The organism is Cycloclasticus zancles 78-ME (assembly GCF_000442595.1).
GTDB lineage: Bacteria > Pseudomonadota > Gammaproteobacteria > Methylococcales > Cycloclasticaceae > Cycloclasticus > Cycloclasticus pugetii.
The window spans coordinates 545,371-566,269 of the sequence record NC_021917.1 but is presented as its reverse complement, the minus strand read 5'-3'; the positions used below and the strand labels follow the sequence as shown (position 1 = coordinate 566,269).

Genomic DNA, 20,899 nt, shown 5'->3' with positions numbered 1-20,899 from the left:
TTGAGCAAATGCCGCCAGCTGGCTAAAATACTAAGTTTTTTTAGCCAACAACGTTTGAAAAGTATCACTCAAGCTCTGCAGCACATCCAAGATACTATCGAATTGCTCACCATCACTCGCCTCAAATACTACTTTATGCTGAGCTGAGGACATTACAGGCGATAACGTTCTCTTTTCTAGGGTAACCCCATCAGTAGTTATTAATGGAACAGTTACCGACATAGTGCTTGGCGAAAACTCAAATAGTTCATCTAATGGGTAACCCTCACCCACTATACTTGCGAGCCTAAGCCTAAAGGCTTGCACCCCATCAAATAGTATAATTTGTCCCTTCCTGATTAATTCATCTACTTCACTTAAAGCGCTACCAACAACGGCATTATCTGCCATATTAACAGCCACATCTTCTATCATTGCTGATGTTAGACTGTCCAAACTGAACGTTTCTTCCAATGAAGGCTTTATATCAATATATAAAACCCCATAACGAACCAGACCTTGTGTTTTCTCAATATGGCAAATAACCGCACTGCCTTCTATCGTCCTATGCCCGAAAGATAACTGAATTTGTATTTTCTGCAACAAATCCAATTTTAAGTTATCGCTCGAAAAAGCCAACCCATTAAAACTAACATCAACCGGTTTACAATTGATGAACTTATCACCTTCAGCCAAACCAATTTTTTTTACCTTAATTTGTAAATCAGGCAAATGTAAACGTTTATCTTGTCGACGGTTATCCATGTCATTGCTCGAATAATTTAATTTTATAAAAAAACCTTCTAAGTCAAAGACTAAGAAGGTTTCGTTTTAACTTAAGTAAGAATCAACCCAAACTATGCAGCGGTACAAATCCAGCTATTACCCGCCGTTGCAGGATAAGCTGTTTGATTATGTCTACGCATTGAGCCTGAAGCACCATCACCATTGTCTATTTTACGATCGATTTCTACGGCTACATCATTAGGTACGGATGTACAAACAATAGCTCCTGATAAACCTGCATAATTTGAATCGACAAATGTTTGCTGACCGTATTTATTTAAAAAACGACCATTTGCTCCCGGTGTATAACCTGCAAGTAAATTAGCGCCTTCAAGATGCTGCCATACACGGGCGTTACCCTCTGCACGACTAATATCGCCATTACCATTACCTGCAGCTAAACCTGCGACACCTGTATTAGCTGCCGCGTTAGCATCATCACCCGGCATTGCCCCATACTTATCCTGGTAGGTATTAAAAGCCGCAGAAATACCATCTATTTGCTGCATTTGTGATTTAACTTTAGCACTCTTAATCATTTCTTGGCCTTTTAGTACACCGCCTAATAATAAGCCGATAATCACCAGTACAATAGCTATTTCTACCAATGTAAAACCCTGTTGCTTCGTATTCATATCTTTACCTTCAATAATTAAATTCATTAACCTGCTATGGTTATTCTTAAAGATAGTTGATGTTTTCTAAAGTACAAGCTTTTAAGGTAACTTATTTGCAGCAACCATTTTACCAATTAGGTTATTGATATTTATCCAGCCAACCAAATCATCATACCCTTGATTTATATGGTTTTTATCAACAAAGCTAGCGTCATTATCTGAGTTTTCTTGTTCATTTACATCGCCTGCTGCCACCCAATTATCACCGTGTGACACAATAACCACAGGTACATTAGCCGCTACTAAAGCACCTGCACTGGTTGCCCGAATAGTAATGTTACCCGTTGAACACATTTCAAATGAAATACCCGGTACATTGGCATCAGGGCAGCCTGTACCATCGGTATTATCAGCAAAACGCGTATCCACTCGGTAAGTGAGCGGTTGCTTCCATGCATCAACCGAGTTAACGCCTAGCGTAACCCAAGGCACTGAACCACCAGCACTACTGCAGTTACCCCCTGGGTTATTCTCTTGACCATCTCCTGTTGTATCGGGGCATGGCACTCGGCCATTTCTCAAGGCAAATCCAATAACAGCCTCTTTAGTTGTTTCTATCGTTTGTACCGTTTCACGACGATCCATATTGTCTAGCTGGATTTGTAACGGCCCCATAATGCCACCAACAATCAACCCAAATATCAATAAAACTATCGCTATTTCTACGATAGTGAACCCTGTTTGTTGATTGGTTTGATGAAGCTTCATGGCATCCTCGCGTATACGTTTGCAAAATTTTGGGGGCTAATCCATATTAATGCATCGTTAAAATTGGCTTGTGTATTTGCCTGCATAAAGACAGACGCTGTGCTGGTTGGCAATGCATTATTACCAGGCACACCCGGGCCAGTGTAGGTGCCGTTTGCATTGTTAACATTATTAAGTGTGTCCAACAAATTAGATGCTGCATTAATTGGCGCTCCAACTGATGAACTACCACAGGTGGTTTTAGCGCCTCCACCTATGCTTCTATTTTGACCTGCCACTAGTTTATGTGGAGCAAATACAACAGCCAAAGCATAGCTAGCGGACGAAGTACCTACAATAGCGGAGTTGCTTGCATTATGAATAACGAAATGCCCCTGAGTAGGCGGTAACTTACTTAAAACTGATGCTGGGTTTATCTTATAGTTACCTGATACCACATAGCGCAAACAGCTTTTATTTTTATCATAGAGTGGTTTTTCTCCCAGTGTCTGCCATGGCAACCAGCCTTCTGCACTTTCTCCAGTTAAGCCACACGGCTCATTGGCCAAACCATCGCCTGTTCTATCTGGACAAGGCAAGTAGCCAATACCTGGCGAAGCTGGCAATCTATCTGACAATAACGCATAATTAATAAGTGCCTCTTTCGCTTTAGCTAATGCCTTACTCGTTTTCTTATCCCGCGCGATATTAAGTGAGTTTTTATCTAGCCCAAATAGCAATACGGATGAAATCATCAACGCCAATATAGTGATGATGATGATTAACGCCGCGCCTTTTTGTTTGCTATTGGAACGCATCTCGAATGTCACCATTATCAACATTTAATGCTTGCCCCGCCTTAAACGGTATTTTAATGTTGGGCTCTTTTACTGACAAATCAACTAACTTTGTGGATTCATTTAAACCGTTTACGACGATATTGTTTTTGTCTAATGATCCATTGCCTACTTGCTGGCCATTCACCCAAACAGTCCCCTTATGTTGACCATCTTTGCTATTAAAGTAAAAACCATTCACTTTGATTTCTGCTACCGGCGTTGTTTCGCCAATTATTGTTTGAACACCGCTTGAACGAATTAAATCGATTTTTGCGCGCTGCTGAATGGATAACATTAGATCGCCTATCGCCCAACTAGTTACTGGCAACACGACCAAAAAAAAGCATACTAAACAGCCATGTCGTTTATTCATATATCATCACCCAAGTCTATCTCTTCATCGCCTGATTCAACTTCTGAATTTTTTACGTTATAAAAACCTAGCTTGCAAACAAGTCCAACATTTTTTGTTAATTCGGTTACGTTTACCGAAGGCTCTCTTGTTAATTGACAAGACTTCACAATAAATGCCTCTTTAGCGTACGATGAGAGCTCGTTCGTTATACTAATTAAGTCAGCATCATGCAAAAGCCCTGCTTCAATAATCACGGTCGTTTCTAATAGATTTAATTCTGCTGGAAAATACGCCCCTGCGCTTTCAATTTTATGTTGAGGTGAAATCGTGTATTTAAATTCGGTTAACTTAAGTTTATTAGCCGCTCTCTTTAATGCTTCTACTAATGCCAGCCTATCCTCATCGCCATAAAAGCCTTGAGCCTTTAACGCTTTAAACGATGCACCCACCTCTTTTAATAGCTCTTTGCCTTGAATATAATCACTAAGATCATGACTTAGTTGTTCATGCTGTTGGTTTATTGCCTGCTCCTCTGTAACAACGTCTTGATAATCACCCCAGAAAATAACTACCAAAATCAGTGCTAGAGTGATCGAACCCATTAGGAATATTAGCTCTAATTTAAACGACTGCCAGGTACTAGTTATTTCTGTATTAATCATAATTTCATCGTGAGCAATAAGGTAAATTCAATGGGTTTTCCATTTTCAGATTCAGTACTAACCGTCCTTTCCATTGAGGCATTACTCTGAATATTAATTGTTGCGGAGGTTTGCTCAACCTCTGTTATTTTTCCATGATTAAGCAAAGATTCTGAGAAACTATTCACACGATTGACCAACTTTCTGTCACTTAACGATGGAGGAAGTCCTAACTTGATCGCGAATTTCCTAGGTTTCTTTATTGTGTCTAGCAACGCTTCTTGTTGGTCTTCTTGAGTATTACTTTCGTTAGACTTTGTTGTCACCCAAGTAATTTCCAGGATAGAAATATCATGAAAACCAATATAGGCTTCTGCAATCACCCCCAACGCATCTTCTGGCGCATATTGATTGTTAGATAGAGCATCATAAGCATCGACAACGCTTTTCATTAACTGTGGTGAAATCTCCTCTCCAGATAATTCCGTGCCAATATCTTCATGTTGACTATTTAACGCTTCAATTTGGGCCTGTAAGTACTTAACATCTTCTTTGCTGTTTTGAGCACCCCACCATAACCCTGCCGATCCTATAACAGCCAATAAAACAATCGCCACCGATGTTCTTTTCAATAGGCTGCTAACATAATTTCGTTGGAATTTTGCACACAAGTCTTCAGGCTTAAAATGTGGTTTAACCTGTTTGGTTACCGCCAAATTTGTTAACAATTCCGGTAAACTGAGTAACGACTTAGGTCGTTTTAACCCTAGTTTTGATGCTAATTCGTAAAGATCAACATACCTAAATTCAATATTGTTACCCGCTTTATTACTTAAAAGTTTACGATTTTCATGCTCCCCCAATGCACCTATAACATTTAAGGTATGGTTTACCCCCAAATGTTTGGCGCCATTAAGAAAGTGATGCATACGCTCAATCTCAGTCATTAGCGAAACCATTGCTTCGTCTATATCGCCACCTTTTGCCCGTGTGACCCGACTAATGACTATTTCTTTATTTTTAGTAAATGTTTGCCTATATGACCGGTCTGATTGTTGCCTGCCTAATACCCTAGAAATCGTCAAGTATTGCTGTAGATCAGGTAGCACTTTCTGAATTTCTGTTCCCAAAATAGATATTGAATAGACACCAGATACAGCGTATTCGTTTTCAATCAATAGACTAAAGACGTCCTTTACCATTTTTGGCAACTGCATACCCATCATTAGGTAAACATCATCTTTTCGCCCTGTTTTCTCACGCTTAACGTGCGTTTTCCATACTAAATCAGCGCCTGGGAATAATGATTGCTGCTTCCTGGCTAATAAAAGCTCTCCATCTTTACCCCTCACATGCGGAATTGACTCGTGTTTATACTCTTCACCAATCAAGTCTAAAAAAACGTCGACATTAGTCTCTTTATATTTTTCAAGAATCGTCTTACATTTTTCTTCAAAATTTTGATTAGATGCGTACTCTTCTAGCAATAACTCGACGCCCGATGAACCAACGGTACAAAGCACAATGGTTGAATCACTTAAATAAATGGCATATTTTTTATTCATCAGAGCTCTAGTCCTCCAATCAAATCATAAATGGGGCCTAACACAGACATCATTACCCAGCCTAAAATAACACCCAAAACAACGGTCATTGCCGGCTCTATCATGCTCTGCAGCTTCTCAATTGAATCTTCTACATCCCTATTAAAGAAATAACTGACATTCACTAAAGATTTATCAATGCCACCTGTTTGTTCACCAACTCGAATCATCCGCATAACAAGCGGTGGGAAAAGCTCAGTTCTAGAAAATGCATCGGCAATACCCGCACCTTCTGTGACCTGTGAGCGGATAAACTCTATTTCACCAGCAACAAACTCATTATCAACCACGCCTTTGGTAATCTTTAAAGCATCCAAAATACCGATGCCAGAACGGTACATCAACGCAAAATTGGTCGAAAAACGCGCTAATATAATTTTTTTTAATATGGGGCCCAACCAAGGTATTTGTAAAATATTTTTATCGAATAACAGCCTGGCTTTACTGTTTTTATTAATAAGAAGTTTAGTAACAATAAATAGCAAAACTGGGGCTATTAATAACATATACCAATACTCCACAAAGAATTCCGATACGGCAATTAATGCGATGGTATGGAAGGGCAGTTCACCGCCCATTTCAGTGATAAACCCAACCATTTGCGGTACTAAATAAATCATCATAAAACACAGCACGCCAAACACAACTGTGCCAACAAACATCGGATACATTAATACTTTTTTAGTTTTAGCAATTAATTCATCTTGCCACATCAATGATGTTTTAAGCTCTCCGAAAATTGAGACCAATTCACCACTCATTTCACCAACCCTTACCAGCTCAACCATTAAATTACTAAACACCTTACCGTATTCAGCCATGGCATCTGACAATGATTTACCACTTTCTATTTGGCTAATTAGTGAATTAATAACGTGTTTAAATTGCGTTGGTTCTAATGCATCTCTAAAATCGACAAGTGCTTCTATAATTGGAATGCCTGCTTCGAGCATTTGTTCCATATAAATATAAAAGTCGATAATATCTCGCCTTGTTATCTTTTTTTTTCTTGCAAATAGTCCCGCAGACCTTTCTTTTGCGGTAATTAGGACTGTCCCCGTTTTTTCTAACTTTGATTCTAGATCATAGATATTTAACGCATCTTGGCTACCACTAATTCTTTTGCCGTCATGCCTAACCGCTTTATAGCTAAAAGTGGCCATATTAGTTCGCTAATCTCGAGGTAAAGTCTACAACCCGTGATAATTCATCTAAAGTCGTCCGACCCTTAAGAACCTGCGCAATCCCATCATCTGCGAGTGTGGTATAGCCCTTTTCTTTAGCTGCCTTTAATAGTTCACGTTGAGATACCTTTTTGACCACGAGTTCATCTAAATCCGTATCCATTCTTAAAATTTCTAATAATGCGATTCGGCCTTTATACCCCGTGTTATTACATTTTTTACACCCTTCTGCATGAAATATAGTCGTTAAATTTTGCCCACCATCGCCTAACAGTTTCTTTTCTACGTCCGTAATAGGCTGTTCAGACTTACATGATTTACACAGCCTTCTTATTAAACGCTGACCAATAACACCAATAATATTACCCGCCATAATGTCAGGCAATACACCTATATCGAGTAAACGCGGAAATGCGCCTATTGCTGAATTTGTATGTAATGTAGAAAATACTTGATGGCCTGTCATAGCCGCTCTAAAGCCCATTTCAGACGTTTCTAAATCTCGCATTTCACCCACTAAGATGATATCTGGATCTTGTCGCATTAAGGACCTAATCCCATCAGCAAAATTCATTTTTGAGGAATGTCCAATTGATGATTGCCTGATCATTGGAATTGGATATTCAACAGGGTCCTCAAGCGTCATAATGTTTACTGATTCATTATTTAAATAACTCAACATTGAATAAAGCGTTGTTGTTTTACCGCTACCCGTTGGCCCCGTTACCAATATAATCCCTTCAGGTCTAGCCATCATCAATTTCAATAATTGACGGTTTTTTTCTGCTAAATCTAAGTCTTCCAACGGAACAATAGATTTTTCTCTATCTAAAATTCTTAATACAAAATTCTCACCGTGAATAGTGGGTTGCGCTGCCACACGAAAATCAATCGGATGGCCTGCCACTTTCAAATGAATCCGCCCATCTTGTGGCGCTCTTGTTTCTGCTAAATCCATCGTTGACATCACTTTTAAACGAACAACGATTGATGACCAATACTTATTATGCAAACTTCGAACTTGGTGTAACACACCGTCAATTCTATAACGAACCCTTAAGAAACCTTCTTCAGGCTCAAAATGAATATCAGAAGCGCCACGTTTTACCGCGTCCGTGAGAAAAGCATCGACTAACCTTACCAGTGGGTGAGTATATTCTGATACAGCTATGTGTTGACTAATGGCATCATACTCGCCTGTTTCAATTTCTCTTAAAATGCCATCAATTGACAGCTCATAACCATAAAAATGGTCAATGTTGCTTTGTATCTCTTTAATACCAGCCAAAATTGGCATGACTGTAATATTCGATGGAATAAGAGATTTAACTTTATCTAGCGCTAAAATATCAAACGTATCAGCCATTGCTAATTGCAACGTTTTATTTTCAGCATTAAAATTACAAGGTAAAACATTTAGCTGTTCTGCTAATGCTTTATCAACCAGGGTAATTGCATCTTCATCTGGCACCACTTCCGCCAAATTAATGCTCTCATCACGTGCCCCATCGCTTAAAACTTCTTTCAGTAAAGTTTCTGTTAAGAAACCCATATCTATTAAAACCTTGCCTATCTGGTTTCCGGAAATTTTTTGTTCTTGTAAAGCGATTTTAAGTTGGTCCAGTGAAATAATACCTTTATCAACTAACTGATCTCCTATCCTTTTTTTAGGCTGAGAGTCACTCATTTTGCACCCCTTAATTCTTGCAACCGATTTTCAATTGCAGTTATATCAACGGGGTCAGAAGCATTTTTGTTTAAATTTATTGCTTTTTCGTAATAGCTGGACGCCGCAGACCCTTTACCTAATTGGTCCAAACTAACAGCTAAGTTATAAGTAAAGAACACACTGTTTGGTTGTAATGAATACCCTTTAAAATAAATTTCTTGCGCTTTAGCCCACTTAGATTGCGCAGAAAGTGATTGCCCAAGTGCCTTTAAAACACTTATGTTTTTGGGATGTTTACTAGATAACTCTTCCAATATCTGTTGTTTAGCTAATGGTGCTTTATTTGAATAAATTTGTAATAACCCTAGCTGTGCAACTACGTTCGTTTGTTCTTTAGCAAGCACCTTTTCATACAGTGTTATTGCATTTTGTTTCGAACCTTCATGGACTTCAATATTGGCTAGCCCCAATAAAGCATCTACTTGGTTTGGCCTTGATTTAAGTACTTTTAAATAAATAGACTTTGCTTGGGCTAGCTTACCAAGTTGCATTGCTTTATAAGCAGCGTCTATTTGAGTAAACACACCCACTGAAATAATTCTTTTTTTAATTTTTATACCCGTGCTAGCGCTAGGCTTTGCAATCTCATCCTCTGATATTAGTGCTAATGAAGATTTTTTAATATTTTCAACTGGTGTTGTTATTTTATTAGTCACACCGGCCAGCGGAGGTGGCGTAGGAGTTGACTGCATATTACTGACCTCCTCCAATGCTTCACGTTCATTTATTAACGGATCACCTTCTATCAACTGCTCAGAAAAATCACTTGTGGACTCATTCTCAAACAAATACCACATACTGGCTGCCAGTAAAACAATAACCAGAACGGCTAGCCCTATTAACGTGTATTTTTTATTCCGGCCCTTGCTCGAAGGCACATTTCCAACCGCAAAAACATTTAAACTCGAATCGAGAGGTAGCCCATCCGTTTTGTCTTCACGTATTTTTTTATTTTCATTACTTGGTGTTTCTATCGAAACGTCTATTTTCTTTTCAACCAACGAAGGAATTTCTTTGGGCTCAGAAACCTTAATTTCATTTACTGGCACAGAAGTAAGTTCTTGCTCAACAGGCTCATCTAAAATAAACTCTATCTCATCAACTTCACTCTCTGGTAGATCTTCACCATTAGTACTTTCAGCGTTCTTTTGTTTTTCAGCCTGTTTTAAGGCATCTAGCAACAGGCTCATTTTGCATTACCTGACCTTGAGCTTTCTTCTGCATTTTCAATATAGTGTTTATATTTGGCAAACTCCCCACCGAGCGACGGTTTATTAGCAACGATTGGCTTTAGGAAGATAACCAACTCAGATTTAGACGCTTTATTGTCTTTATAACTAAATAGGTCCCCAACAAATGGTAATTTTGACAACTGAGGAATACCATCTGTACTTTTACTGCGGTTATCTTTCATCAGGCCGCCAATGACAGCAACATCCCCATTTTTTATTCGTAGAATGGATTCAATTTCCCTCACGGACACTTCAGGAATCAAACTTTCCACATCACCTAACGCTGGATTAGGGTCTGAAACAAACCGCAATATACGAGAAATAGTGGGTCTAACGTTTAACGTTACCTCATCACTTGAAGATATCTGAGGAGTCACACTCATCACTAAACCAACAGGCAATGTATGAATAATGGATTCAAATGTGCGTATTGTGTTGTTATCATTTGTTTCAGTCTCAACATTGATCGTAAAATACACGCGGTTATCGACCACTTTTAACAAGGCTGTCTGATTATTAAGTGCCATAATCTTTGGTGTTGATAATATTTTTGCATTACCAAACTGGTTTAACATCCTTACCGTTGCAGTAACATTAAACTTATCACCCGATGCTACATACTGAAGTGCTGTAGTAGGTGCATCTAATAGATTATTACCGGTTAATGTTTGCTCAAAACCAAACCCGTCGCCCGCGGGGTTTGTTAGTAAACGACTCCAATCAACACCAGCCTGATAGTCATCATTCAAATCAACTTCAACAATAGTAGCCTCTATAAAAACCTGTCGTTGAACCCCCTCTAACGCAAGCTCTAAGTAGTTTTCCACTTCACGGTGTTGGCGCTGAGTTGCGAAAACACTAATCATTCCACTTTCAGGACTAGCCATAACTGCCTGCCTACTAGTCCTCATTGTTTCCGTTTCATCGCCCTCAGCAGGCGGCCCTTCACCAGCTTGACCCACTAATGCATCAGTTGTGCCTTCTAAGACCTCAGTCACCTCTTCGGTAGCGTTATTCTCCGAGTCGTTTTGCCCAACAATATTTCTAATATTATTAACAATCGTCGTCCAGAATCGATGATTTGAATTATTTGTGATACTAGTGTTAGAGGTATTACCAACGGTAGACTCCGACCCTGAACCACCGCCTGTAGAAGATACTTCTGTAGCAATCGCAATGGTTGCTGTGCTACCTCTATCCATATTCACATAACTAACTTCGTAATGTTTAATGTATGGTGCATCTAACTCAATTTTCACTATGGTGTTTACTACGCTATAGCGAATATCAACTTGATGACTTATTCTTTCTAAAATTTCTTCGAACGTCTGATCTATAGCGTTTAATGTTACCTCCCCTGATACATCTTCAACTATATCGATATTGATATTCGCATCACGCGCAATCGCAAACAACAGCTCTCGTACTGGCACATCATTGACAACGACCGTAAATACTTCCATTTGTTTTTTAGCTGAAGGTTTCTCAGGCAATGGAATAGATTCCAATACCTTTGGAGGGCTGCCAACCGGTTTAGGTGTTTCCTGGATATGTTGATCGGATGGTTTAAAAGAAACCGTATTACATGCCGATAAGGCAAGGAGCATAAAAGTAGCAAGAGCTATTGATTTCATTTAGTTAACACACTTTGAAATTATTAATTTTAAACAAATTGTAGACGATGAAATGAAAAATACAAGTTAATAAAAAAATTAACTCTAGTTCCTATCATACTGATTTTAATAATTAAAACCAATTTGATCTTATTTCTTAATATTAACAATATACGGCTTATATTTACGCATAGCGGGCGATAACTTTTTTAACGCCAAATTCGCTTCAGAGTAGGTTTCAAACCCATCGTAGTAAACAATATAGATATTGTCGTCAGCCTTATTAACAAAAATTTTATCTTCAATACGTGGAGATGATACAGAACGCATAAAACTCTCAACCCTTTTAGCAGAGCCAGTAGGTTCGGTCATTAACCTTATTGTATAAACGTTTTTTGTAGTTTGTCTCCATAAGTTAAAAGCGCTAAGACGTGATTGTAATAAGTTGTCCGATAAACTTGCCTGAATGCCCATTTGCTTTTTCTCGTCCGCGTTGCTTTGATGGGTGATAATTGACCGTTTTTTAGGCACCTCTTCAATTCTCGTCACAGTCTCCACAGCGAACCCTTGGCTCTTAACAAGTATAAAAAAATATGCCATAGCAAGAATACCTACGGTAACTAAACATGTTAAAGCTACATATTTCAAAGCTTCTGACTTTTTATGACCTTTAATATTGTCTTTTAATGCTAACTTAACGTGCTTAACCTTTACTACTGGGCTTTTTTGTAAAAAAGCTGCCAGCAATGATTTATCTGCCAATACATTTAGCCTTCTTAACGTGCCATCTGCATATTTTGTTAATAGTTTTATTGCATTCTTATCAAAAATCCCTCGGCCTTGATGCCCTGCCTTCTCAAGGCGAAAGTGTAAATATTTATCGGTCATTTTCCAATCCAACGGACTGAGGTAAAAGCTATAGATAATTCTTTCTCGAAGCTGTCTAACACTCGGGGTATCAATATGTTCATCCAACTCAGGCTGGCCAAAAAGAATGATTTGTAATAATTTTTCTGTTTCTGTTTCTAAATTACTCAGCAAGCGAATTTCTTCCAAGGTTTTAAGGGGCATTTGTTGTGCTTCATCCACCACTAAGACAACTTTTTTTCCTTCTTGATAAAAATCCAATAACTTTTGTTGAAGCACATGTAGTATTTGAATAGATTTATCGTTGAGGTCAACTTGTAAACCTAGATCATAAGAGATGGCATAAAGTACTTGCTCTGCTTCTATGCTTGGGTTTAACAAATAGACAAATACTGTATTATCCGGCACCTTGTTAACCAACATACGGGATAACATGGTCTTGCCGCTACCCACTTCACCAACCACTTTGATGATTCCCTGGCCTGAATTCAAGGCATATAACACCGCATCCAGCACATCACCACGCTCAGCACCTTTGAAAAACAGAGAGGTGTCTGGTGTAATACCAAAGGGTTGTTTCTTTAAACCAAAATAATCTAAGTACATTTGTTATTTTTTAACCAAACTTTTGAATGAAAAAATAAACCTTATTGAATGTCTGCAGCCTGTCGAGCATTAATTGACTGGATAAATAACTTGATGGTAAAGGCTCAAATTGGCATAACCAATAAAAAACAGCTACACCCATTAACACCGCGATAATACTCAAAATCACCATTATCATTGAAAACTTTCTATTCCCGTCACTCAATATTTTCCCCCAAAAAGCGCAATAAACCTTTGTAATCAAAAGGCCAGCCTAAATCAGCAGTCAGCCCATTTTGTTTAATAACGGGAATGCGCGTTCCGTATTGCTCGATTAAGGAGTCAACACAGACTATATCAACTATTTCCACTTGATATTGATCTGGATAATCACTCAATAGTTGCTGAAGAAGTGTTTTTGCATCCTCACAAAGATGGCACCCCTCCGTTGTATAAAACGTTAATTCAGCTATCATCTGGATCGTAAGCAAGGCTTGGAGCTAACCAGCGTTCTATATAGTCCAAACTTTCGCCTTTACGCTGCGCGTAGTCTTCCACTTGGTCTTTTTTTAACTTGCCGACGTTAAAATACTGAGCATCAGGGTGCGCAAAGTACCAACCACTCACTGCTGCTGTTGGGTACATGGCGAAACTTTCAGTCAACTCAATACCCACTTCTTCAGTCGCATTTAATAATGAAAACAACGTGGCTTTTTCCGTATGATCTGGGCACGCAGGATAACCTGGTGCAGGACGAATACCCTTGTATGTCTCTTTAATTAAATCGTCGTTTGTTAACGATTCATCCGCCGCGTAACCCCAATACTCTTTTCTCACTTGTTGATGCAAGCATTCTGCAAACGCCTCCGCTAAACGATCGGCTATTGCTTTGATCATAATGGATTGGTAATCATCGTGCTCTGCTTCAAATCTTTTTACGTGCTCTTCAATACCAATACCTGCTGTAACAGCAAATGCGCCGATATAATCATTAATACCTGATTTTTCTGGCGCTACTGTGTCGGCTAAGCAATAGTTTTTACGCCCTGGCGGTTTGATGTTTTGTTGACGCAGCTGATGCAACACTGCTGTTTCGTTTGTACGCGACTCATCTGCATAAACCACTACGTCATCTACCCGACTATTCGCTGGATAAAACCCAAACACCGCGCGCGCCGTTAGCCATTTTTCATCAACAACCTTCTGCAACATGGCTTGCGCATCTTTAAATAAATCACGCGCATGTTCACCAATAATTTCATCGTCAAGTATTTTTGGATAACTGCCCACTAACTCCCATGTTTGGAAAAATGGCGACCAATCAATAAATTTAGCGATCTCTTCTAATGGAAACTCATTGAGTACTTTTGTACCTAAGAAGCTCGGTTTAACAGGCGTAAAGCTAGCCCAATCAATCTCTGTGGCATTATTGCGCGCATCTTCAATATTCAGTTGACGTTTGGTTGATTGGCGGCCTTTATGTCGCTCACGTACTTCTGCGTATTCATCACGAACTTTTTGCTGGTAATCATTGGCCGCATCTTTATCCATCAAATTTGTTAGAACGCCCACCGATCTAGAAGCGTCGGTCACGTATACACTCGCTCCGTGATAGTTCGGTTCGATTTTAACCGCTGTGTGCGCGCGTGATGTTGTTGCGCCACCAATCATTAGGGGCATCTTAAACCCTTGTCGCTCCATTTCTTTCGCCATATGCACCATTTCATCAAGTGATGGCGTTATCAAACCGCTCAAACCAATGGCATCAACCTTATGTTCACGCGCTTGCTTTAAAATAGTATCCGCAGGCACCATGACACCCAAATCGATCACCTCAAAGCCATTACATTGCAACACCACACCGACAATGTTTTTGCCGATATCGTGCACGTCACCTTTGACAGTCGCCATTAACACCTTGCCATTACTGCTAATAACATCGCCCTTTTCTTCTTCCATAAATGGCATAAGGTAAGCCACCGCTTTTTTCATGACGCGGGCTGATTTAACCACTTGTGGCAAGAACATTTTGCCTTCGCCAAACAAATCACCCACCACATTCATGCCGTCCATTAACGGGCCCTCAATCACATGCAGCGGGCGATCAACTTCTTGGCGAACCAGTTCAGTGTCTTCTTCTATAAATTCGGTAATGCCTTTAACGAGTGCGTGCTCTAATCGTTTTTTTACGGGCCATGAACGCCATTCAGCGGCTTCTTTTACGGCCTCTTCTGAATCACCATCAAGGTATTTTTCAGCAATGGCTAATAAGTTCTCTGTCGCAGAGGTACCGCTTTTAGGTGTCCGGTTTAAGATGACATCTTCGACACTCTCGCGTAGCTCATCAGGAATATCGTCATATACTGCTAGCTGCCCTGCATTGACAATGCCCATATCCATGCCTGCTTGAACCGCATAGTATAAAAATACCGCATGAATCGCTTCCCTGACTTTGTTATTTCCTCGAAAGGAGAAGGACACATTCGAAACACCACCAGACACCATAGCATGTGGCAAAGTTTGCTTAATAACACGTGTTGCTTCAATAAAATCAACCGCATAATTATTGTGCTCATCGATGCCTGTGGCAATGGCAAAAATATTAGGGTCAAAAATGATATCTTCGGCTGGGAAGCCAACCTTTTCAGTCAGCACTTTATAGGCACGTGTACAAATTTCAACTTTACGTTCAAATGTATCTGCTTGCCCGGTTTCATCAAACGCCATCACTATCACTGCCGCGCCGTAACGCATAATGGTTTTAGCTTGATTGATAAAATTTTCTTCGCCTTCTTTCAGACTAATCGAATTGACGATCGCTTTGCCTTGCACACACTTTAAACCGGCTTCTAAAATATCCCATTTAGAAGAATCGATCATCACGGGAACCACCGATATATCTGGCTCTGCCGCTATCAAACTTAAAAAACGTATCATCGCTGCTTTCGAATCCAACATGCCTTCATCCATGTTGATATCGATCACCTGAGCGCCACTTTCCACCTGCTGACGCGCTACATCGAGTGCTGTTTCGTAATCTTGCTCTTTAATTAGGCGTTTAAACCGAGCCGAACCGGTCACATTCGTTCGCTCACCCACATTGACATACAGAGAGTCTTTAAAAATATTCATCGGCTCTAAGCCAGACAATCGACAGGCAACCTCAAGCTTCGGTATTTCCCTTGGTGCACTATCGCTCACTGCTTCTTTCATTGCCGTTATGAATTCAGGTGATGTTCCACAACAGCCACCAATAATATTCAAGAAACCACTTTGCGCCCACTCCCGAATATGGCCGGCCATATCGTCTGGTGTTTCGTCATAACCACCAAACTCATTCGGTAGACCTGCATTGGGGTGTGCACTGATATACGTATCGGCAACACGAGACAACTCTTCTACATATTGGCGCAACTCTTCAGCACCAAGAGCACAGTTAAAGCCAATACTAATCGGCTTGATATGTCTTAGCGAATTCCAAAATGCTTCGGTTACTTGACCTGACAACGTTCGACCGGAGGCGTCGGTTATTGTGCCAGAAATCATGACTGGGTATTCAACATCATGTGTTTCAAAATACATTTGAATCGCGTACAGCGCCGCTTTCGCATTGAGCGTATCAAAAATGGTTTCTACCAAGATAATATCGGCCCCACCTTTTATCAGCGCATCAATTGATTCTGTATAAGCCTCCGCCAATTCATCAAAGCTGATATTTCTAAAAGCAGGATCGTTTACATCCGGCGAAATACTGGCCGTACGATTTGTTGGGCCTAAAACACCTGCTACAAAACATACTCTGCCAGGGTATTTTGCCTCAATCTCATCTGCCGCTTTTCTTGCAATACGAGCCGATTGTTCGTTAATTTCATACGATAACTCTTGCATATCGTAATCAGCCATAGCAACACGTGTTGAGTTAAAAGTATTCGTTTCAACAATATCCGCACCCGCTTCAAAATAAGCCAAATGGATAGCACGGATAGTATCTTCTTGAGTTAACGATAATAAATCATTATTGCCTTTTACATCGCTTGGCCAGTCAGCAAAACGCTCTCCACGATAATCACTTTCGTTAAAGTCATACGACTGAATCATCGTACCCATAGCGCCATCCAGTAATAAAATGCGTTGCTTTAATAAATCTAACAGCTGTGTGTGTTTTTCTGTTTGTGCCATTGTTTCGGTACGTTTTTTTTAAATAATCAGCCATTTTACTCGTTTGCTACTGAACAGGCACTTGTTGTTATAAATTTATTCCTCTACCATCCTTTTTAAATGTAAAACGCACCCCACTCTTTTGTCTCATTCGCCAAAAAATCTAGACACAAAACCTGCCGTACTAACTATTTCTGGGCATGACCCAACTGGCGGCGCCGGCATTCAAGCCGATATCGAAGTACTCACCCATTTTGGCTGCCACCCTTGTTCAATCATCAGCTGCTTAACGGTACAAGATTCCAGCACGGTTCATCGTTTAATACCCTTAAAAGCGGACGATATCATTGAGCAAGCTAAGGTGTTGTTTGATGATCTGCCTATTGCTGTTATCAAAGTTGGCTTAACTGGGTCAGTCGACGCCGTTAAAGCTATCGTCAAGATCATTCAGTTACACCCTAATATTCCTGTGGTTTTCGACCCCGTCCTTGCTAGTGGCGATGGCACATCATTGGCCAATATTAAACTGCTCGATGAAATTAAAAATACGCTTCTTCCCCTCACAACCGTGTTGACACCCAATACTATCGAAGCGGCTCAACTTTCTGGTTTACAACACGATAACAATGAAGAAAGCCTTGGCAAAGCACTGCTTAACACAGGTACAAATTACGTTTTAATAACGGGCGGGCATTCACCAGGGGCGGTACTGCGTAATCACTTATTTTTTAATCATGAAAAACAAATAACTTATGAATGGGAACGCCAAAGCGGCCACTTTCATGGTACCGGTTGCACACTGGCCTCAGCCATTGCAGCCTTAGTCGCGCAAGGTCAATCAATACCCAATGCCGTAGCGTTGGCACAAACATATGTTAACCAAGCCATTAAATTAGCTAACCGAGTTGGTAAAGGGCAACTTTTCCCCAATCGCATTCAGCAATGACTCCGTTACCTAAAAATGGCCTATACGCTATTACACCAAATGTAGCCGAAACAGCTTTATTATTAGAAAAAGCAGAACAAGCACTTCAAGGAGGTGCAAGCCTTCTGCAATACCGAGACAAAATCAGCACGCCTGTTGAAACACTGCTGCGAGCACAGGCTATTCATCAATTGTGCTTAAATTATAACGTTCCATTGATCATTAACGACAATCCTGCCCTTGCACTAGCCTGTCAGGCAGAGGGTGTCCACCTTGGTCAATCAGATGGCAGCATTCTTGAAGCGAGACAACGATTAGGCAAGGATGCACTTATCGGGGTGACTTGTCATCACCATTTATCGCTTGCCTTACAGGCTCAAGAACAGGGTGCAGATTATGTTGCATTTGGTCGATTTTTCAATTCAACCACAAAGCCCGGCATTCCTTTAGCAAACCTTAAAACCCTACAGGATGCGAAAGCTGCTTTATCTATCCCCATCGTTGCCATTGGCGGCATTCAACACAACAATGCAAAAGCACTGATTAATCAAGGTGCAGACTTTATCGCCGTTGTAGAGCAAATTTTCAGCGCAGATAACATCAGCGAAAGCTGCCAACACTTCAGCGCTTTATTTTAGTATTGCAGTGCCCACCTATCCACGACCTGTAGAGCATTTGCATCAGCTGCCACTAACTCACGCGCGCAAGTCAATAGTATTTGTTGGCTCACGATAATTCTCTTTAACTATGCTCTGACATTCAAAATGCGCATATTACGCTCTTTCATTTCTAACTAAACCTCGTAAAAACCCGAAGAGTAAGGTTCGGCGTTTGTATTCTAAGTACTACTTGGGAAGTCGCATCACCGCTTTAAGTGTCACGCCTTTCTCTGAGTCTTCCGCTGCTTGGTTTATTTGATCAAATTCGTAAAATTTTATTAATTTATCAAATGGAAATTTACCCTGTTTATACAACTCGATTAAGCGTGGGATAAAAATATCAAAGTTAGATTGGCCTTGTATAATCCCTCGTAGCGTTCGGTTATCCAACATAAAACTAACATCTACAGGTATCGTTACACCTAGCGCTGGTGAACCCACGATGCCTATTTCACCCCCTGGTTTTGAACAAGTAATTGCTTGAACCAATACATTTGGAACCCCGCTTGTTTCAAGTACATAAGCAATACCTGCCCCACCCACTATTTTCTTAATTTCCTCAACAGGGTCTACCTCAGCGGCATTAATAACATGGGTCGCCCCAAGCTCTTTTGCTAACGCTAAACGGTTTTCCTTTACATCAACCGAAATTATCGTTGTACAGTTTGCAATAACAGAGGCCATAACAGCCGATAGACCGACTGCACCCGCACCATAAATAGCAATTGCACTTCCTGCAGGTGGGTTCAAGGCATTGAGTACCGACCCTGCACCTGTTTGCACGCCACAACCCAACGGCCCCAATAGCTCCAATGGGACGTCTTTAGGCACTTTTATGGTATTTCTTTCATAGGATAGTGAATAGCTAGCAAACGATGATTGGCCAAAAAAACTCGAATCGATTGCTGCCCCCGAGTGATCATGAATCGTACAACTACCATCGACTGCTCGACCTAAAAAGTTCGGCTCAAATGCTGCTTCACATCGCGCAGGCTCACCATTCAAACAAGCTTCACAGTGACCGCAGGTATAAAATGTAAGAACAACATGATCGCCCGGTTCAACCTTCGTCACATTTTTACCTACTTTTTCTACAACGCCAGCCCCTTCATGACCAAACACCATGGGCAAAGGAACGGGGTAGGCTTGATCACGACAGGTTAAATCCGTATGACAAAGCCCAACTGCGACTATTTTTACTAAAATCTGATCAGCTGATACTTCTGCTAACTCCAACGATTCAAATTCAAAAGCCCCTTTACTTCCCCTTATTACTGCTGCTTCTATTTCCATGGAATGATCTCCTTTAGGTGATTATTATTTTTTATAAAATGCTAGTGTTAAAAATATGAATGAATGCTTTGCCTACCTAGAGCAAGCTAGAAAACGTTGTGCGTTAACAGACTGAAGGAGCGACATATCATGCTCACTAAGCCCCAAAGATTGTATCCGCTTGCCGGGCGACTTCTCACGAATGACAAAGGGGTAGTCAGTACCCACCATGAGTTGCTCTATGCCAAATGAGTCAATTAAATACTGAAGTGTTTGATTATCGTACACCAAGGTGTCGTAGTAGAGTCGTTGTGCAATATCTATCGGCGATTCATCAAATAGATCACGCCCCATTGTTTCCCACCCTTGCATCATTCGCGGCAACATCATGGCAAAACCACCGCCACCATGACTTAACCCAATACGTAACGCTGGGTACTTGGTTAACATTCCCCCGCTGACTAAAGAGGCTGCCGCGAAAGCTGTTTCATTTGGAAACGCTACCAAAGCTGACATGGCTGGCTGGCCTATAACTCTTTCCACCCCAGCTGGGTGTAACGGATGAATAAAAATTGATAATCCATTCTCAACCGCTGCCGCAAAAATGGGCTCAAAGAAAGGGTCGCCAATGGGCCGTCCATTAATATTTGTACCCACCTCTATACCCAATAAACCATAATCAGCACGTAAACGTGACATTTCACTGGCTGCACGCTCAGGGTCTTGCAAGGGAACCATTCCTAATCCATAAAAGGATTCAGGAGAACTATTAACCATGTTAGCAATCGTATGATTCATATGCCCACACATACGCACAGCATCATCCACATCAAACCAATAGGATAAAAGCTCAGGCATTGGCGACAAGACTTGTCTATCAACCTTTTCCACCTGCATATCAAGCAGACGTTGAGAGGCATCCCAGCTATGATGACTGACTTCTCGAAATGTTTTGCCAGCAATTAAAACTGACCGATGATGCGGCTGATCACAACAGCCCATTGATGGCCATCGAGTGGCTACATTATTACCAGAGTATGCAGGGAAATACTCAGGAACCACATGCGTGTGTACATCAATAATCACTTTGAACCCCTATAAGGCTAA

The 20,899-nt window shown here is 40.6% G+C and carries 18 protein-coding genes; 2 read left to right on the top strand and 16 right to left on the bottom strand.

The window, feature by feature from the left end:
* Window positions 1–30 precede the first annotated feature (30 nt).
* From CYCME_RS02740 to metH, 14 genes are all read right to left on the bottom strand, one after another.
* Window positions 31–744 carry a PilZ domain-containing protein gene (locus tag CYCME_RS02740; RefSeq protein WP_020932090.1) on the bottom strand — a complete coding sequence of 238 codons (714 nt, stop codon included), beginning with the start codon at window positions 742–744 and terminating at the stop codon, window positions 31–33.
* A 92-nt stretch (window positions 745–836) separates the two neighbouring features.
* Complete coding sequence (locus tag CYCME_RS02735) at window positions 837–1,427, bottom strand: prepilin-type N-terminal cleavage/methylation domain-containing protein (protein ID WP_020932089.1); 591 nt, start codon at window positions 1,425–1,427, stop codon at window positions 837–839.
* Between the two features lie 54 nt (window positions 1,428–1,481).
* Window positions 1,482–2,150 (bottom strand): type II secretion system protein, encoded by a 669-nt coding sequence (locus tag CYCME_RS02730; protein ID WP_020932088.1) that lies wholly within the window; start codon window positions 2,148–2,150, stop codon window positions 1,482–1,484.
* A complete protein-coding gene (locus tag CYCME_RS02725; protein WP_041932874.1) occupies window positions 2,147–2,947 on the bottom strand; it encodes a hypothetical protein in 801 nt (266 codons plus the stop codon). The genes CYCME_RS02730 and CYCME_RS02725 overlap by 4 nt, the downstream gene beginning before the upstream one ends.
* Window positions 2,934–3,341 (bottom strand): hypothetical protein, encoded by a 408-nt coding sequence (locus CYCME_RS02720; RefSeq protein WP_041932873.1) that lies wholly within the window; start codon window positions 3,339–3,341, stop codon window positions 2,934–2,936. Before CYCME_RS02720 ends, CYCME_RS02725 begins: the two co-directional genes overlap by 14 nt.
* Complete coding sequence (locus CYCME_RS02715) at window positions 3,338–3,985, bottom strand: hypothetical protein (RefSeq protein ID WP_041932872.1); 648 nt, start codon at window positions 3,983–3,985, stop codon at window positions 3,338–3,340. Before CYCME_RS02715 ends, CYCME_RS02720 begins: the two co-directional genes overlap by 4 nt.
* A complete protein-coding gene (locus tag CYCME_RS02710) occupies window positions 3,982–5,529 on the bottom strand; it encodes a hypothetical protein (protein WP_020932084.1) in 1,548 nt (515 codons plus the stop codon). The genes CYCME_RS02715 and CYCME_RS02710 overlap by 4 nt, the downstream gene beginning before the upstream one ends.
* Window positions 5,529–6,731, bottom strand: a complete 1,203-nt coding sequence (locus tag CYCME_RS02705; protein ID WP_020932083.1) for a type II secretion system F family protein — start codon at window positions 6,729–6,731, stop codon at window positions 5,529–5,531. The genes CYCME_RS02710 and CYCME_RS02705 overlap by 1 nt, the downstream gene beginning before the upstream one ends.
* A 1-nt stretch (window position 6,732) precedes the next feature.
* On the bottom strand, window positions 6,733–8,439 hold the full coding sequence (locus CYCME_RS02700) for a GspE/PulE family protein (protein ID WP_020932082.1): 1,707 nt from the start codon (window positions 8,437–8,439) through the stop codon (window positions 6,733–6,735).
* Complete coding sequence (locus CYCME_RS02695) at window positions 8,436–9,671, bottom strand: tetratricopeptide repeat protein (protein WP_020932081.1); 1,236 nt, start codon at window positions 9,669–9,671, stop codon at window positions 8,436–8,438. Before CYCME_RS02695 ends, CYCME_RS02700 begins: the two co-directional genes overlap by 4 nt.
* Window positions 9,668–11,347, bottom strand: coding sequence for a pilus (MSHA type) biogenesis protein MshL (gene mshL / locus CYCME_RS02690; RefSeq protein WP_020932080.1), 1,680 nt, complete (start codon window positions 11,345–11,347; stop codon window positions 9,668–9,670). The genes CYCME_RS02695 and mshL overlap by 4 nt, the downstream gene beginning before the upstream one ends.
* Window positions 11,348–11,476: 129 nt before the next feature.
* A complete protein-coding gene (locus CYCME_RS02685; RefSeq protein WP_020932079.1) occupies window positions 11,477–12,799 on the bottom strand; it encodes an ExeA family protein in 1,323 nt (440 codons plus the stop codon).
* A gap of 197 nt (window positions 12,800–12,996) precedes the next feature.
* Complete coding sequence (locus tag CYCME_RS02680) at window positions 12,997–13,254, bottom strand: glutaredoxin family protein (RefSeq protein ID WP_020932078.1); 258 nt, start codon at window positions 13,252–13,254, stop codon at window positions 12,997–12,999.
* Window positions 13,244–16,957 (bottom strand): methionine synthase, encoded by a 3,714-nt coding sequence (gene metH, locus CYCME_RS02675; protein ID WP_020932077.1) that lies wholly within the window; start codon window positions 16,955–16,957, stop codon window positions 13,244–13,246. The genes CYCME_RS02680 and metH overlap by 11 nt, the downstream gene beginning before the upstream one ends.
* 121 nt (window positions 16,958–17,078) lie before the next feature.
* Between metH and thiD the strand changes: the two genes are divergently transcribed.
* Window positions 17,079–17,882 (top strand): bifunctional hydroxymethylpyrimidine kinase/phosphomethylpyrimidine kinase, encoded by an 804-nt coding sequence (gene thiD, locus CYCME_RS02670; RefSeq protein ID WP_020932076.1) that lies wholly within the window; start codon window positions 17,079–17,081, stop codon window positions 17,880–17,882.
* Complete coding sequence (gene thiE, locus CYCME_RS02665) at window positions 17,879–18,499, top strand: thiamine phosphate synthase (RefSeq protein WP_020932075.1); 621 nt, start codon at window positions 17,879–17,881, stop codon at window positions 18,497–18,499. The genes thiD and thiE overlap by 4 nt, the downstream gene beginning before the upstream one ends.
* Before the next feature lie 207 nt (window positions 18,500–18,706).
* Here thiE and CYCME_RS02660 read toward each other — a convergent pair whose 3' ends face one another.
* On the bottom strand, window positions 18,707–19,813 hold the full coding sequence (locus tag CYCME_RS02660; protein ID WP_020932074.1) for an NAD(P)-dependent alcohol dehydrogenase: 1,107 nt from the start codon (window positions 19,811–19,813) through the stop codon (window positions 18,707–18,709).
* 72 nt (window positions 19,814–19,885) lie between these two features.
* Window positions 19,886–20,878, bottom strand: a complete 993-nt coding sequence (locus CYCME_RS02655; RefSeq protein WP_020932073.1) for an amidohydrolase family protein — start codon at window positions 20,876–20,878, stop codon at window positions 19,886–19,888.
* Window positions 20,879–20,899 lie beyond the last annotated feature (21 nt).